The following is a 13,172-nucleotide window of genomic DNA, read 5'->3' on the forward strand; positions in this document are numbered from 1 at the left end:
CCCGGTGTACCGCGCGCGGCGGCACGTGAGCGTCACGCTGGGTACCGCTTCACGCCGTTTCACGCCGTGCCGCGGGGCTACGCCAACACGGGTGCCCCCCGCGACAGGTCCCGTAACGGCAACGTCTAGAGTGGCGTGGTACGCGCAGGGACTTGCCCGGTCTTTCACAACTGGGAGGGCCTTGCTGGTCTTTCTTCCTCTCAGAGGTGTTCGTGACGGCCGTCGAAACCCGACCTCCCGGGGTCGTTGGGACGAGCCCTGGGCACCGGCCCCTCGGGGCGCGGGTCAAGGCGTTCGTGGAGCTGACCAAGCCGCGCATCATCGAGCTGCTGCTGATCACCACGGTGCCGGTGATGTTCCTGGCCGCGCACGGCGTACCCGACCTGTGGCTGGTGCTGGCGACGGTCGTCGGCGGCTACATGTCGGCGGGTGGCGCGAACGCCCTGAACATGTACATCGACCGCGACATCGACGCGCTGATGCACCGCACCGAGCAGCGGCCGCTGGTCACCGGCATGGTCTCGCCGCGCGAGTGCCTGGTCTTCGGCATCTCCCTTTCGGTGGTCTCCACGGTCTGGTTCGGCCTGCTGGTCAACTGGCTGTCGGCCGCGCTGTCGCTCACGGCCATCCTCTACTACGTCTTCGTCTACACGCTGTGGCTCAAGCGCCGCACCACGCAGAACATCGTGTGGGGCGGCGTGGCCGGTTGTCTGCAGGTGTTCATCGGATGGTCAGCGGTGCGCAACGAACTGGCCTGGGCGCCGTTCGTGCTCTTCCTGGTGCTGTTCTTCTGGACCCCGCCGCACTACTGGCCGCTGTCGATGAAGGTCCGGGACGACTACGAGCGGGTGGGCGTGCCCATGCTGCCGGTGGTCGCGGGCAACCTGGCGGTCGCCAAGCAGATCCTCGCCTACAGCTGGGTGATGGTGCTGGTCTCGCTCACCCTGTGGTGGCCGCTGGGCGCCACGGGCTGGCTGTACCCGGTGGCCGCGGCACTGCTCGGCGGCTTCTGGCTGAAGGAGGCGCACGCGCTGTACTCCCGCGCGAAGAACGGGGTGACCGGCGCCAAGCTGAAGGAGATGCGACTGTTCCACTGGTCGATCACCTACGCCACGCTGCTGTTCGTGGTCGTCGCCGTGGACCCCTTCGTGCGCTGACCCTTCGGCTGGGCAGGCCGGGCGAGGTGGCGCCCCGAAGGGGCGCTGGGAACCGCGCGACCAGCCACAAGGCGCCACAGACGATCGACGGCATACCGCACCCCAGCGGAGCGCTTGCGCTCCGTCAGGTGTCCCCGCCCTGTTCAGTGGGCTGGGACACCTTTTCCGTCGCCCCTTCCAGCGGTGATTACTCGCGAGTAGCATTTGGTCCATGGCAGAGACCGAGGCCCCGAACCACACCCCCGACGCCCGCGCGGAGCGTCGCGCACAACGACTCGCCCAGCAGATCGGCGCCTTCGCGCGCGGCCACGGCGGCAGCGCGGAAGGCCAGATCGCGTACGTCGGCGAGGTCGGCACCCGCATCGTGCTGGTCGGCGAGAACGGCGAGTGGGGTGACCTGGTGGCTCCCTCCTACGACATCGCCAAGCGCGCGGTGGAACTGTCCGGGATCACCGCCCATGAGGACTTCGACGGCGAGCTGGCGGCCAAGGTCCGTACCGGACGGTACGAGTGGACGAGGATGGCCGGAATTCAGATCGGGGGAACCCGAAACACCTGACACCCACCTGTCCCGTTAGCACCATGGACACGATCACCCGCTGGTGATCGTGAACCGGACCTGGACCAGGGGAGTTACATGGGTGTGCGGGAAGTACGGGAACAACGGCACCGGCTCGCGCGCCAGGAGGCCGCGCGGCTCGGTACCGAGGGTGTGCACACGGTCGCCCTCACCTGGGTGGACACCGCCGGGGTGACCCGGGTCAAGGTGGTGCCCACCGGCCGGCTCGCCCACGCCGTGCGGCACGGCGTCGGCATGTCACCGGTGTTCGACGTCTACACCTCCGACGACACCATCGCCGCGGTGCCCGAACTCGGCCTCGGCAGCCCCGACGGCGACCTACGGCTCGTCCCCGACCTCGACCGCCTCACCACCCTTGCCGCGCAGCCCGGTTGGGCCTGGGCGCCGGTCGACCGCTACGACCAGCAGGGCGCCCAACACCCCGGCTGCGCGCGGCTGTTCGCCCGGCGGATGGTGGAGCGGGCCAAGGAGCGCGGGCTGCAAGCCCGCATGGGATTCGAGACCGAGTGGCTGGCGCTGCGGCCGGGCGAGCCGCCCACCCCGGTCACCTCGGCGCCCGCCTACGGGATGACCCGGGTCGTCGAACTCTCCGACTATCTGCGCGACATCGTCGAGGCGCTCACCGCCGAGCACCTGGAGGTGCTCCAGATCCACCCCGAGTACACCGCCGGCCAGTTCGAGCTGTCCACCGCCAGCGCCGACCCGCTGCGCGCCGCCGACGAGTTGGTCCTGGTCCGCGAGACGGTACGCGCCGTCACCGGGCGGCACGCTCTGCGCGCCTCGTTCGCGCCCACCGTGTTCGCCGGACAGGTGGGCAACGGCTGCCATCTGCACCTGAGCCTGCGACACGACGGTGAGGACCTGTTCCGCGGCGGCGGCGGCCGCGACGGGCTGACCGGCACCGCGGAGGCCTTCCTCGCCGGAGTGCTGGACGCGCTCCCGGCCCTGATGGCGATCGGCGCCCCGTCGCCCGCCAGCTATCTGCGGCTGGTGCCCTCGCACTGGGCGGGCGCCTTCCAGTGCTGGGGAGTGGAGAACCGGGAGGCCGCGCTGCGGCTGGTGCCCGGCCCGCCGGACGAGGCCGGCAGCGCCAACGCCGAGGTCAAGTGCTTCGACGCCGCCGCCAACCCGTACCTGGTGGTGGGCGCGGTCATCGCCGCCGGACTGCACGGCGTCGACGCGGGCCTGAAGCTGCCCGACCCGGTGCAGGGCGACCCGGCCAGCACCGCGCCCGACACGCCCCGGCTGCCGCGGTCACTGACCGAGGCGGCGGACCGCTTCGCGCAGTACGAGCCGCTGCGCGGCGCACTGGGCGAGTGGGCGCACGGCGCGGTGCTCGCGGTGCGCCGTGCGGAGGCGGAGCAGTTCGCCGACGCCGACCCCGAGCAGATCGCCTCGGCCATCCGCTGGCGCTACTGATGGCCGAACCGCCACCACTGCCCCCACTGGTCGACCACCACTGCCACGGCGTGGTCCGCCGCGACCTCGGCCTCGGCTCGTTCGAGCCGTACCTCACCGAGGCGCACGCGCCCGCCGCGCGCGGCACCACGTACTTCGACACCCAGACCGGGTTCGCGGTGCGCCGCTGGTGCCCGCCGCTGCTCGGCCTGGAACCGCACTGCCCGCCCGCGCGCTACCTGGCCCGCCGCCGCGAACTCGGCGCGTACGAGGCGACCCGGCTGCTGCTGCGCGGTACCGGCATCGGCACGTTCCTGGTCGACACCGGACTGCCCGGCGACCTGACCGAACCGGCCGAACTGGCCGCCGCCGTGGGCGGATCGGCGCGGGAGGTCGTCCGGCTGGAAACCCTCGCCGAGCAGGTCGCCGACACCTCCGGCACCGCCGCGGCGTTCGTCGCCAACCTGGCCGAGGCGGTACACACCGCGGCGCAGGCCGCCGTCGGTTTCAAGTCAATCGCCGCCTACCGGTACGGCCTGGCGCTCACCCCCGAGCCGCCGCGCCCCGCCGAGGTGGGCCGGGCCGCCGAGGAGTGGCTGGCCGCCCGTGCCGCGGGCGGCCGGATCCACGACCCGGTGCTGCTGCGGCACCTGCTGTGGACCGCGGTCGCCACCGGGCTGCCGCTGCAGCTGCACACCGGATTCGGCGACCCGGACCTACGGCTGGACCAGGCCGACCCGACGCTGCTCACCGACTTCATACGCGCCGTGGGCGGGCTCGGTACGGACCTGGTACTGCTGCACGGATATCCGTACCACCGGCAGGCTGGATATCTGGCGAGCGTGTTCCCGCATGTGTACGCCGACGTGGGGCTGGCCCTCACCCACACCGGCGCGCGGGCGGCGACGGTGCTGGCCGAGACGCTCGAACTCGCCCCGTTCGGCAAGGTGTTGTTCTCCACCGACGCCTACGGGCTGCCCGAGCTGTACGTGGTCGGCGCCCGGCTGTTCGCCGAGGCGCTCCAGCGGCTGCTCACCGGCTGGGTCGAGGAGGGCGCCTGGGCCGCGCAGGACGCGGCCCGGGTCGCCGCGATGATCGCGGCGGACAACGCCCGGCGGGTGTATCGGCTGCCGTGAGGCGGTGCCGGTTCGGGCGCACTGTGCGGACCCGCTTCGGGGGCTTCCGCCTCCGAAATCCTGAGCGCTCCGCCGGGGGTGCGCAGATATGCCGTCGATCGTCTGCGGCGCCGTTGTGGCTGGCCGCGCCCACGCGGCGGAGCCGCACATGAACACAGCCCCGCGGCCCTTCGGAGCGCTACCGAGCCGCAGCGGGAACGGCCGGTTCCTGCGCCGGGATGTCCGCCGCGCCCGCCGCGCCGGACTCGTCCGGCCGCTCGCGCAGCGCCAGCGGAACCCGCAGCACCGCGATCCACACCAGGCACGAGCCGAGCATGTGGATGCCGACGACAACCTCCGGTAGATGCGTCGCGTACTGCACGTACCCCACCACACCCTGCGCCATCAGCACCGCGAACAGCTCAACCACCCGTCGCCGGGCGGCGGTTGGGCCGTTCACCGCGCGCAGCACGAACCACAGCGCGACGGTCAGGCCGATGACGATGTACACGAAGTCGACGTGCAGCTGGGTGATCTCCCGCCAGTTCACCGGGATGCGGTGCACGGTGTGCGCGTCACCCGCGTGGGGACCGGCGCCGGTGACCACCGTGCCGACCACGACCAGCAGCCCCGTCGCGGTGACCAGCAGCCAGGACAGCTGCCGCACCGGCCGCACCACCAGATCGCGCACCGGAAGGTCGCCCTCCCGCGACCGCTGCCACATCAGCACGGCGACGGTCAGCAGCGCCGTGGCCGACAGGAAGTGCGCCCCCACGGTGTACGGGTTCAGCCCGGTCAGTACCACGAGGCCGCCGAGCACCGCGTTGCTCATCACCAGCCAGAACTGCGCCCAGGCCAGCCGGGTCAGGCCACGCCGCCACGGGGTGCGGGCGCGGGCGGCGATGATCGCCACACCGACGAAGACACAGAGCACGTCGGTCAGCATGCGGTTGCTGAACTCGATGATGCCGTGCAGGCCCATCGCCTTCGTCGGCGTCAGACTCTGCGGGGTGCAGGTCGGCCAGGTGTTGCAGCCGAGGCCGGAGTCCGTCAGCCGCACCGCGCCACCGGTGACCACGATGATCACGGCCATCACCACGGTGGCCAGCGCGGCCCGCTCCACGAACTTGGCGGACGGCTGCCAGCGCTCGGCGATCAGCGCGAAGGGATTGAGCGATTTGAGCACCCGCCCATCGTAGGCGGGGCGCTTGTGCATTCCTTCACGAGGGTCCCGGTAAGGCCCCCGGCACCGGCTACTCCCAGCGGAAGAAGCGGGCCGCCGCGCCCAGTCCCAGTACCGCCCACACGGCCAGGATCCCCAGGTCCGACCAGGGCATCGCGGAGCCGTGCTGGAGCACCCCGCGCAGTCCGTCGGACAGCGCGGAGATCGGCAGCAGGTCGAGCGCCGAGCGCACCCCGCCGGGGAACTTGTCGAGCGGCACGACCACCCCGCCGCCGACCAGCAGCAGCAAGAAGACCAGGTTGGCGGCGGCCAGCGTCGCCTCGGCCCTGAGCGTTCCGGCCATCAGCAGCCCCAGCCCGGAGAACGCCGCCGTACCGAGCGCCAGCAGCAGTACCACCGCCGCCGGGTCGCCGTGCGGCGACCAGCCGAGGGCCAGCGCGATCACCGACAGCAGCACGATCTGGAGGGCCTCGGTGACCAGCACGGAACCGGTCTTCGCGGTCATCAGCGCCCAGCGCGGCAGCGGCGAGGCGCCGAGCCGCTTGAGCACCCCGTACCGCCGCTCGAAGCCGGTGGCGATGGCCTGGCCGGTGAAGGCGGTGGACATCACGGCGAGCGCCAGCAGGCCGGGGGCGAGGAAGTCCACCCGCCTGCCGCCACCGGTGTCGATGATCGGCACGGCGCTGAACAGCACCAGCAGCACGGTCGGGATCACGATGGTCAGCAGCAGCTGCTCGCCGTTGCGCAGCAGCATCCGCGTCTCCAGCGCGGTCTGCGCGCCGATCATGCGGGGCAGCGGGGCCGCGCCCGGTTCGGGGGCGAACGTTCCGGTGCTCATGGGCGCAGCTCCTTGCCCGTCAGTTCCAAGAAGACGTCCTCCAGCGTGCGGCGCTCGACCGCTATGCGGTCCGGCATGACGCCGTGCTGGGCGCACCAGGAGGTGACGGTGGCCAGCATCTGCGGGTCGACCCTGCCCTCCACCCGGTAGTTGCCGGGGGTGAGTTCGGCCGCCGCGCTGTCCGGGGGCAGCGCCTTGAGCAGCGAGAGCAGGTCGAGTCCGGGGCGTCCGGAGAACCGCAGGGTGTCCTCGGCGCCGCCCCGGCACAGCTCCTCGGGGGTGCCGCGGGCGATCACCTTGCCGCCGTCCACGATCGCCACGTCGTCGGCGAGCTGCTCGGCCTCGTCCATGAAGTGGGTGGTCAGCACGGTGGTCACGCCGTCGGCGCGCAGTTCGCGGACCAGGTCCCAGGTGGCCCGGCGGGCCTGCGGGTCCAGCCCCGCGGTGGGCTCGTCCAGGAAGACCAGTTCCGGGCGGCCGACCACGGCCATGGCGAGCGCCAGGCGCTGCTGCTGTCCGCCGGACAGCCGCCGGTAGGGGGTGCGGCCGCAGGAGCCGAGGCCGAGGCGCTCGATGAGCAGCGCCGGGTCGATCGGGTTGGCGTGCAGGCTGGCGGTGTGCCGCAGCATCTCCTCGGCGCGGGCACCCGGATAGACGCCGCCGGACTGGAGCATCACGCCGATGCGCGGCCGCAGCTGGGCCGACTGGGTGACGGGGTCGAGGCCGAGGACCCGCACGGTGCCCGCGTCGGGGCGGCGGTATCCCTCGCAGCTCTCGATCGTGGTGGTCTTTCCGGCGCCGTTCGGTCCCAGCACGGCGGTCACGGACCCCCGCGGCACGGACAGTTCGAGCCCGTCCACCGCGGTCTTGGTCCCGTACCGCTTCACCAGGCCGACGACTTCGACCGCGGGGGTGCTCTGCATGAGCCCGAGTGTAAGGAGCCGTCGGGCGGCGTCAGCAGGGGGTCCGGGAAACTCCGCCCACACGAGTACGGAAAGTGAGGTTCGCCTTACGTGATGGACCTAACCGGTGAGTGATCCACTCGCCGCTTGTCGTTGCCCACGGAATTACGCAACAATGGCGTTGTGAAATACGCGGGCAAGAAGGTGGCGAAGGAGAAGGCGACCGCGACGGCGGCCGCCGCTTCCGTCGTGCCCGTGCCCGAGGGTAGTGAGGCCGAGGCGCACCGCGGCACCCGCAACCGGGTGGCCCGCTCCATCCTCGACCACGGCCCGTCCACCGCGGCCGACCTGGCCGAACGGCTGGAGCTCACCCCGGCCGCGGTCCGCCGTCACCTCGACGCGCTGGTCGCCGAGGGCATCGTCGAACCCCGGGAGCAGCGGGTCTACGGATCGCGCTCCCGTGGCCGCCCGGCGAAGGTCTTCGCGCTCACCGACTGCGGCCGGGACGCGTTCTACCAGGCCTACGACCAGCTCGCCGCCGACGCGATGCGCTGGATCGCCGAGAGCGCGGGCGACGCGGAGTCCGGCGAGGCGGCGGTGGCCGCGTTCGCCAGGGCCCGTGCGGCGGGCCAGGCCGAGCGGTACCGCGCCCAGGTCGAGGCGGCGGCCCCGGAGGACCGGGCCAGGGCACTCGCCAAGGCGTTGACCGAGGACGGGTACGCTGCTACCACGCGCAGCGCGCACGCCTCCGCCGGCGAGCAGCTCTGCCAGCACCACTGCCCGGTGGCTCATACCGCCGAGCAGTTCCCGCAGCTGTGTGAGGCGGAGGCCGAGGTCTTCTCCCGCCTGCTCGGAACCCATGTGCAGCGTCTGGCCACCATCGCCCACGGCGACGGAGTGTGCACGACGTTCATTCCGAAAGCACCACAAACCAACACGTCCGACAGCGCACCTGCGTCCGCATCCGCATCTGCCAGCAAGTCCGGGAGGAACCCCGCATGACTGCTCCTACGGAGACCACTCACCCGGAGCTCGAAGGCCTGGGCACCTACGAGTACGGCTGGGCCGACTCCGACGTGGCGGGCGCGTCCGCCCGGCGCGGCCTCGACGAAGCGGTCGTCCGCGACATCTCGGCGAAGAAGAACGAGCCGGAGTGGATGCTCAAGCTGCGCCTGAAGGGCCTGAAGCTGTTCGAGAAGAAGCCCATGCCGACCTGGGGTTCGGACCTGTCCGGCATCGACTTCAACAACATCAAGTACTTCGTGCGCTCCACCGAACAGCAGGCGGAGTCCTGGGAGGACCTGCCCGAGGACATCAAGAACACCTACGACAAGCTGGGCATCCCGGAGGCGGAGAAGCAGCGGCTGGTCGCGGGTGTCGCCGCGCAGTACGAGTCCGAGGTCGTCTACCACAAGATCCGTGAGGACCTTGAGGAGCAGGGCGTCATCTTCCTGGACACCGACACGGGGCTCAAGGAGCACCCGGAGCTGTTCAAGGAGTACTTCGGCACCGTCATCCCGGCCGGTGACAACAAGTTCGCGTCGCTGAACACCGCCGTGTGGTCCGGTGGCTCGTTCATCTACGTGCCGAAGGGCGTGCACGTCGAGATCCCGCTGCAGGCCTACTTCCGGATCAACACCGAGAACATGGGCCAGTTCGAGCGGACGCTGATCATCGTGGACGAGGACGCCTACGTCCACTACGTCGAGGGCTGCACCGCGCCGATCTACAAGTCCGACTCGCTGCACAGCGCGGTCGTGGAGATCATCGTCAAGAAGGGCGCCCGCTGCCGTTACACGACCATCCAGAACTGGTCGAACAACGTCTACAACCTGGTCACCAAGCGCGCCGTCGCTTACGAGGGCGCGACCATGGAGTGGGTGGACGGCAACATCGGCTCCAAGGTGACGATGAAGTACCCGGCCGTCTACCTGATGGGCGAGCACGCCAAGGGCGAGACGCTGTCCATCGCCTTCGCGGGCTCCGGCCAGCACCAGGACGCGGGCGCCAAGATGGTGCACATGGCGCCGAACACGTCGTCCAACATCGTCTCCAAGTCGGTGGCGCGCGGCGGCGGCCGCACCTCGTACCGCGGCCTGATCGAGATCGGCGAGGGCGCGGGCGGCGCCAAGTCCAACGTGCTGTGTGACGCGCTGCTGGTGGACACCATCTCGCGGTCCGACACCTACCCGTACGTCGACGTCCGCGAGGACGACGTGTCGATGGGCCACGAGGCGACCGTCTCCAAGGTCAGCGAGGACCAGCTGTTCTACCTGATGAGCCGCGGCCTGAGCGAGACCGAGGCCATGGCGATGATCGTCCGCGGCTTCGTCGAGCCCATCGCGCGCGAGCTGCCGATGGAGTACGCACTGGAGCTCAACCGGCTGATCGAGCTGCAGATGGAGGGCGCGGTCGGCTAATCCCGCCTCCCGACTTCAGCGACGACGTTCTTACCGAGAGAGAGCAAAATCAGCCATGGCTGAAACGATCCCGGCCGGTAGCACCACCGACGGTGCGATCCAGGTTGGCCAGCCCGCCGACGCGCGGGTCAGCGCCGCCCCGTCCTACGACGTGGCCGACTTCCCCGTGCCGCACGGCCGTGAGGAGGAGTGGCGCTTCACCCCGCTGGAGCGGTTGCGCGGCCTGCACGACGGCACCGCCGAGGCCACCGGCGGCCTGCGGGTCGAGGTGACCGCCCCCGAGGGCGTCACCGTCGAGACCGTGGACCGCACCGACCCGCGGCTCGGCCGGGCGGGCAAGCCGGTGGACCGGGTGGCCGCCCAGGCGTACAGCTCCTTCGAGAAGGCCTCGGTCGTCTCGATCGCCAAGGACGCGGTGCTGACCGAGCCGGTGCGCATCTCGGTGCACGGCGAGGGCGGTGTCGCCTACGGCCACCAGCTGGTCGAGGTCGGCGCGTTCGCCGAGGCCGTGGTGGTCATCGACCACACCGGCGACGCCACGCTCGCGGGCAACGTCGAGTACGTCATCGGCGACGGCGCCAAGCTCACCGTCGTCTCGGTGCAGGACTGGGACCGCCAGGCCGTGCACGTCGCCCAGCACACCGCGCTGGTCGGCCGGGACGCCAGCTTCAAGTCGGTGGTCGTCACCTTCGGCGGCGACGTGGTCCGGCTGCACCCGCGGGTCATCTACGGCGGTCCGGGCGGTGAGGCCGAGCTGTACGGCCTGTACTTCACCGACAACGGCCAGCACCAGGAGCACCGCCTGTTCATCGACCACGACACCCCGCACTGCCGCTCCAACGTCGCCTACAAGGGCGCGCTGCAGGGCAAGGACGCGCACGCGGTGTGGATCGGCGACGTGCTGATCCGCTCCGTCGCGGTCGGCACCGACACCTACGAGCTCAACCGGAACCTCGTCCTCACCGACGGCGCCCGGGTGGACTCGGTGCCCAACCTGGAGATCGAGACCGGCGAGATCGTCGGCGCCGGGCACGCCTCGGCGACCGGCCGGTTCGACGACGAGCAGCTGTTCTACCTGATGGCCCGCGGCATCCCGCACGACGAGGCGCGCCGTCTGGTGGTCCGCGGCTTCTTCGCCGAGCTGGTCCAGCAGATCGGCCTGCCGGACATCGAGGAGCGGCTGCTGACGAAGATCGAGCACGAGTTGGAGGCGTCCGTCGCATGACCGCCGCCAATGGTTTCGTCCGCGTCTGCGCGCTGAGCGAGCTCGAAGACGACACGCCCAAGCGTGTCGAGGTCGGTGACACCCCGGTGTCCATCGTGCGCACCGAGGGCGAGGTGTTCGCGATCAACGACATCTGCTCGCACGCCAACGTCTCGCTGTCCGAGGGCGAGGTGGAGGACTGCCAGATCGAGTGCTGGCTGCACGGCTCCAGCTTCGACCTGCGCACCGGAAAGCCGTCCGGGCTGCCCGCGACCCGGCCCGTCCCCGTATACCCCGTCAAGATCGAAGGGGACGACGTGCTCGTCTCCGTCACCCAGGAGTCCTGAAGCACCCATGGCAACGCTTGAGATCCACGACCTGCACGTCTCCGTCGAAGCCGAATCCGGTCCCCGCGAGATCCTGCGCGGTGTCGACCTGACCGTGAAGCAGGGCGAGACGCACGCCATCATGGGCCCCAACGGCTCGGGCAAGTCCACCCTGGCCTACTCACTGGCCGGTCACCCCAAGTACCAGGTCACCGGCGGCACCGTGACCCTCGACGGCGAGGACGTGCTGGCCATGTCCGTCGACGAGCGGGCCCGGGCCGGTGTCTTCCTGGCCATGCAGTACCCGGTCGAGGTCCCGGGTGTCTCGGTCTCCAACTTCCTGCGCACCTCGGCCACCGCCGTGCGCGGCGAGGCCCCGAAGCTGCGCACCTGGGTGAAGGAGGTCAAGGAGGCCATGGAAGCGCTCCAGATGGACCCGTCCTTCGCCGAGCGCAACGTCAACGAGGGCTTCTCCGGCGGTGAGAAGAAGCGGCACGAGATCCTCCAGCTCGAACTGCTCAAGCCGAAGATCGCGATCCTGGACGAGACCGACTCCGGTCTGGACGTCGACGCGCTGCGCGTGGTCTCCGAGGGGGTCAACCGGGTGCGCGAGTCCGGCGAGGTCGGCACCCTGCTGATCACCCACTACACGCGCATCCTGCGCTACATCAAGCCCGACCACGTCCACGTCTTCGCCAAGGGCCGGATCGTCGAGTCCGGTGGCGCGGAACTCGCGGACAAGCTGGAGGAAGAGGGCTACGCGGCATACGTGGAAGGCGGCGCATCGGAGTGACCGTACAACTGCCGGGCCTCCTCGACACCGAGGCGATCCGCAAGGACTTCCCCGTCCTGGACCGCACGGTCCACGACGGCAAGAAGCTGGTGTACCTGGACAACGCGGCGACCTCGCAGAAGCCGCGCCAGGTGCTGGACGTCCTGAACGAGTACTACGAGCGCCACAACTCCAACGTCCACCGCGGCGTGCACGTACTCGCCGAGGACGCCACGGCGTTGTACGAGGGCGCCCGCGACAAGGTGGCCGGGTTCATCAACGCGCCCAGCCGGGACGAGGTGATCTTCACCAAGAACGCCTCGGAGTCGCTCAACCTCGTTGCCAACATGCTGGGTTGGGCCGACGAGCCGTACCGGGTGGACCGCGGTACCGAGATCGTCATCACGGAGATGGAGCACCACTCCAACATCGTCCCGTGGCAGCTGCTGGCGCAGCGCACCGGCGCGAAGCTGAAGTGGTTCGGCCTCACCGACGACGGCCGTCTCGACCTGTCCAACATCGACGAGGTCATCACCGAGAAGACCAAGGTCGTCTCGTTCGTGCTGGTCTCCAACATCCTGGGTACCCTCAACCCGGTCGAGGAGATCGTCCGCCGGGCCCAGGAGGTCGGCGCCCTGGTGGTGATCGACGCCTCGCAGGCCGCGCCGCACATGCCGCTGGACGTGCAGGCGCTGCAGGCCGACTTCGTGGCCTTCACCGGTCACAAGATGTGCGGCCCGACCGGCATCGGTGTGCTGTGGGGCCGCCAGGAGCTGCTGGAGGACCTGCCGCCGTTCCTGGGCGGCGGCGAGATGATCGAGACCGTCTCGATGCACTCGTCCACCTACGCACCGGCGCCGCACAAGTTCGAGGCCGGTACCCCGCCGATCGCCCAGGCGATCGGGCTCGGCGCGGCGGTGGACTACCTGACCGGCATCGGCATGGAGAACATCCAGGCCCATGAGCACGCCATCACCGAGTACGCGGTGCGGCGCCTGCTGGAGGTGCCGGACCTGCGCATCATCGGCCCGACCACGGCCGAGGACCGCGGTGCGGCGATCTCGTTCACCCTCGGTGACATCCACCCGCACGACGTGGGCCAGGTGCTGGACGAGCAGGGCATCGCGGTGCGCGTCGGGCACCACTGCGCACGGCCGGTCTGCCTGCGCTACGGAATTCCGGCGACCACGCGGGCGTCGTTCTATCTGTACTCCACCCCGGCCGAGGTCGATGCCCTGGTCGACGGGTTGGAGCAGGTCCGGAACTTCTTCGGCTGA

General features: G+C 70.4%; 13 protein-coding genes. 10 read left to right on the forward strand and 3 right to left on the reverse strand.

Annotated features, from left to right (window positions below; all coding sequences use genetic code 11):
* Positions 1–206 precede the first annotated feature (206 nt).
* The 4 genes from NON19_RS23560 (at position 207) to NON19_RS23575 (ending at position 4,271) form a co-directional block, all read left to right on the forward strand.
* On the forward strand, positions 207–1,157 hold the full coding sequence (locus NON19_RS23560) for a heme o synthase (RefSeq protein ID WP_255930996.1): 951 nt from the start codon (positions 207–209) through the stop codon (positions 1,155–1,157).
* Between the two features lie 211 nt (positions 1,158–1,368).
* Positions 1,369–1,716, forward strand: coding sequence for a hypothetical protein (locus NON19_RS23565; RefSeq protein WP_255930999.1), 348 nt, complete (start codon positions 1,369–1,371; stop codon positions 1,714–1,716).
* A gap of 78 nt (positions 1,717–1,794) precedes the next feature.
* Positions 1,795–3,156, forward strand: coding sequence for a type I glutamate--ammonia ligase (locus tag NON19_RS23570; RefSeq protein WP_255931001.1), 1,362 nt, complete (start codon positions 1,795–1,797; stop codon positions 3,154–3,156).
* On the forward strand, positions 3,156–4,271 hold the full coding sequence (locus NON19_RS23575; protein ID WP_255931002.1) for an amidohydrolase family protein: 1,116 nt from the start codon (positions 3,156–3,158) through the stop codon (positions 4,269–4,271). The genes NON19_RS23570 and NON19_RS23575 overlap by 1 nt, the downstream gene beginning before the upstream one ends.
* 178 nt (positions 4,272–4,449) lie before the next feature.
* Here NON19_RS23575 and NON19_RS23580 read toward each other — a convergent pair whose 3' ends face one another.
* From NON19_RS23580 to NON19_RS23590, 3 genes are all read right to left on the reverse strand, one after another.
* Complete coding sequence (locus NON19_RS23580; protein ID WP_255931004.1) at positions 4,450–5,436, reverse strand: COX15/CtaA family protein; 987 nt, start codon at positions 5,434–5,436, stop codon at positions 4,450–4,452.
* 67 nt (positions 5,437–5,503) lie between these two features.
* Positions 5,504–6,271: an ABC transporter permease gene (locus tag NON19_RS23585; RefSeq protein WP_255931005.1), complete on the reverse strand. Its 768-nt coding sequence runs from the start codon at positions 6,269–6,271 to the stop codon at positions 5,504–5,506.
* On the reverse strand, positions 6,268–7,194 hold the full coding sequence (locus NON19_RS23590; RefSeq protein WP_255931006.1) for an ABC transporter ATP-binding protein: 927 nt from the start codon (positions 7,192–7,194) through the stop codon (positions 6,268–6,270). Before NON19_RS23590 ends, NON19_RS23585 begins: the two co-directional genes overlap by 4 nt.
* A 162-nt stretch (positions 7,195–7,356) precedes the next feature.
* Between NON19_RS23590 and NON19_RS23595 the strand changes: the two genes are divergently transcribed.
* Genes NON19_RS23595 through NON19_RS23620 form a run of 6 tightly spaced genes read left to right on the forward strand, consistent with a single transcriptional unit; the run spans position 7,357 to position 13,172 of the window.
* Positions 7,357–8,175, forward strand: a complete 819-nt coding sequence (locus NON19_RS23595; RefSeq protein ID WP_255931007.1) for a helix-turn-helix transcriptional regulator — start codon at positions 7,357–7,359, stop codon at positions 8,173–8,175.
* Positions 8,172–9,593: a Fe-S cluster assembly protein SufB gene (sufB, locus tag NON19_RS23600; protein WP_255931008.1), complete on the forward strand. Its 1,422-nt coding sequence runs from the start codon at positions 8,172–8,174 to the stop codon at positions 9,591–9,593. Before NON19_RS23595 ends, sufB begins: the two co-directional genes overlap by 4 nt.
* A 55-nt stretch (positions 9,594–9,648) precedes the next feature.
* On the forward strand, positions 9,649–10,818 hold the full coding sequence (gene sufD / locus NON19_RS23605) for a Fe-S cluster assembly protein SufD (RefSeq protein WP_255931010.1): 1,170 nt from the start codon (positions 9,649–9,651) through the stop codon (positions 10,816–10,818).
* The gene (locus tag NON19_RS23610; RefSeq protein ID WP_255931011.1) at positions 10,815–11,144 is read left to right on the forward strand and encodes a non-heme iron oxygenase ferredoxin subunit; all 330 of its coding nucleotides are present in this window, start codon (positions 10,815–10,817) and stop codon (positions 11,142–11,144) included. Before sufD ends, NON19_RS23610 begins: the two co-directional genes overlap by 4 nt.
* Positions 11,145–11,151: 7 nt before the next feature.
* Complete coding sequence (gene sufC / locus NON19_RS23615) at positions 11,152–11,916, forward strand: Fe-S cluster assembly ATPase SufC (RefSeq protein ID WP_255931012.1); 765 nt, start codon at positions 11,152–11,154, stop codon at positions 11,914–11,916.
* Entirely contained in the window at positions 11,913–13,172 is a 1,260-nt protein-coding gene (locus tag NON19_RS23620) for a cysteine desulfurase (protein ID WP_255931013.1), read from the forward strand. The genes sufC and NON19_RS23620 overlap by 4 nt, the downstream gene beginning before the upstream one ends.

The sequence above is a fragment of the Streptantibioticus rubrisoli genome, from assembly GCF_024436055.1.
Lineage (GTDB): Bacteria > Actinomycetota > Actinomycetes > Streptomycetales > Streptomycetaceae > Streptantibioticus_A > Streptantibioticus_A rubrisoli.

Bases quoted from the DNA above. Each gene is read 5' to 3' on its own strand.
- NON19_RS23590 (WP_255931006.1), bottom strand. From the start codon at position 7,194: ATGCAGAGCACCCCCGCGGTCGAAGTCGTCGGCCTGGTGAAGCGGTAC.
- NON19_RS23565 (WP_255930999.1), top strand. From the start codon at position 1,369: ATGGCAGAGACCGAGGCCCCGAACCACACCCCCGACGCCCGCGCGGAG.
- sufD (WP_255931010.1), top strand. From the start codon at position 9,649: ATGGCTGAAACGATCCCGGCCGGTAGCACCACCGACGGTGCGATCCAG.
- NON19_RS23575 (WP_255931002.1), top strand. From the start codon at position 3,156: ATGGCCGAACCGCCACCACTGCCCCCACTGGTCGACCACCACTGCCAC.
- sufB (WP_255931008.1), top strand. From the start codon at position 8,172: ATGACTGCTCCTACGGAGACCACTCACCCGGAGCTCGAAGGCCTGGGC.
- NON19_RS23585 (WP_255931005.1), bottom strand. From the start codon at position 6,271: ATGAGCACCGGAACGTTCGCCCCCGAACCGGGCGCGGCCCCGCTGCCC.
- NON19_RS23610 (WP_255931011.1), top strand. From the start codon at position 10,815: ATGACCGCCGCCAATGGTTTCGTCCGCGTCTGCGCGCTGAGCGAGCTC.
- sufC (WP_255931012.1), top strand. From the start codon at position 11,152: ATGGCAACGCTTGAGATCCACGACCTGCACGTCTCCGTCGAAGCCGAA.
- NON19_RS23570 (WP_255931001.1), top strand. From the start codon at position 1,795: ATGGGTGTGCGGGAAGTACGGGAACAACGGCACCGGCTCGCGCGCCAG.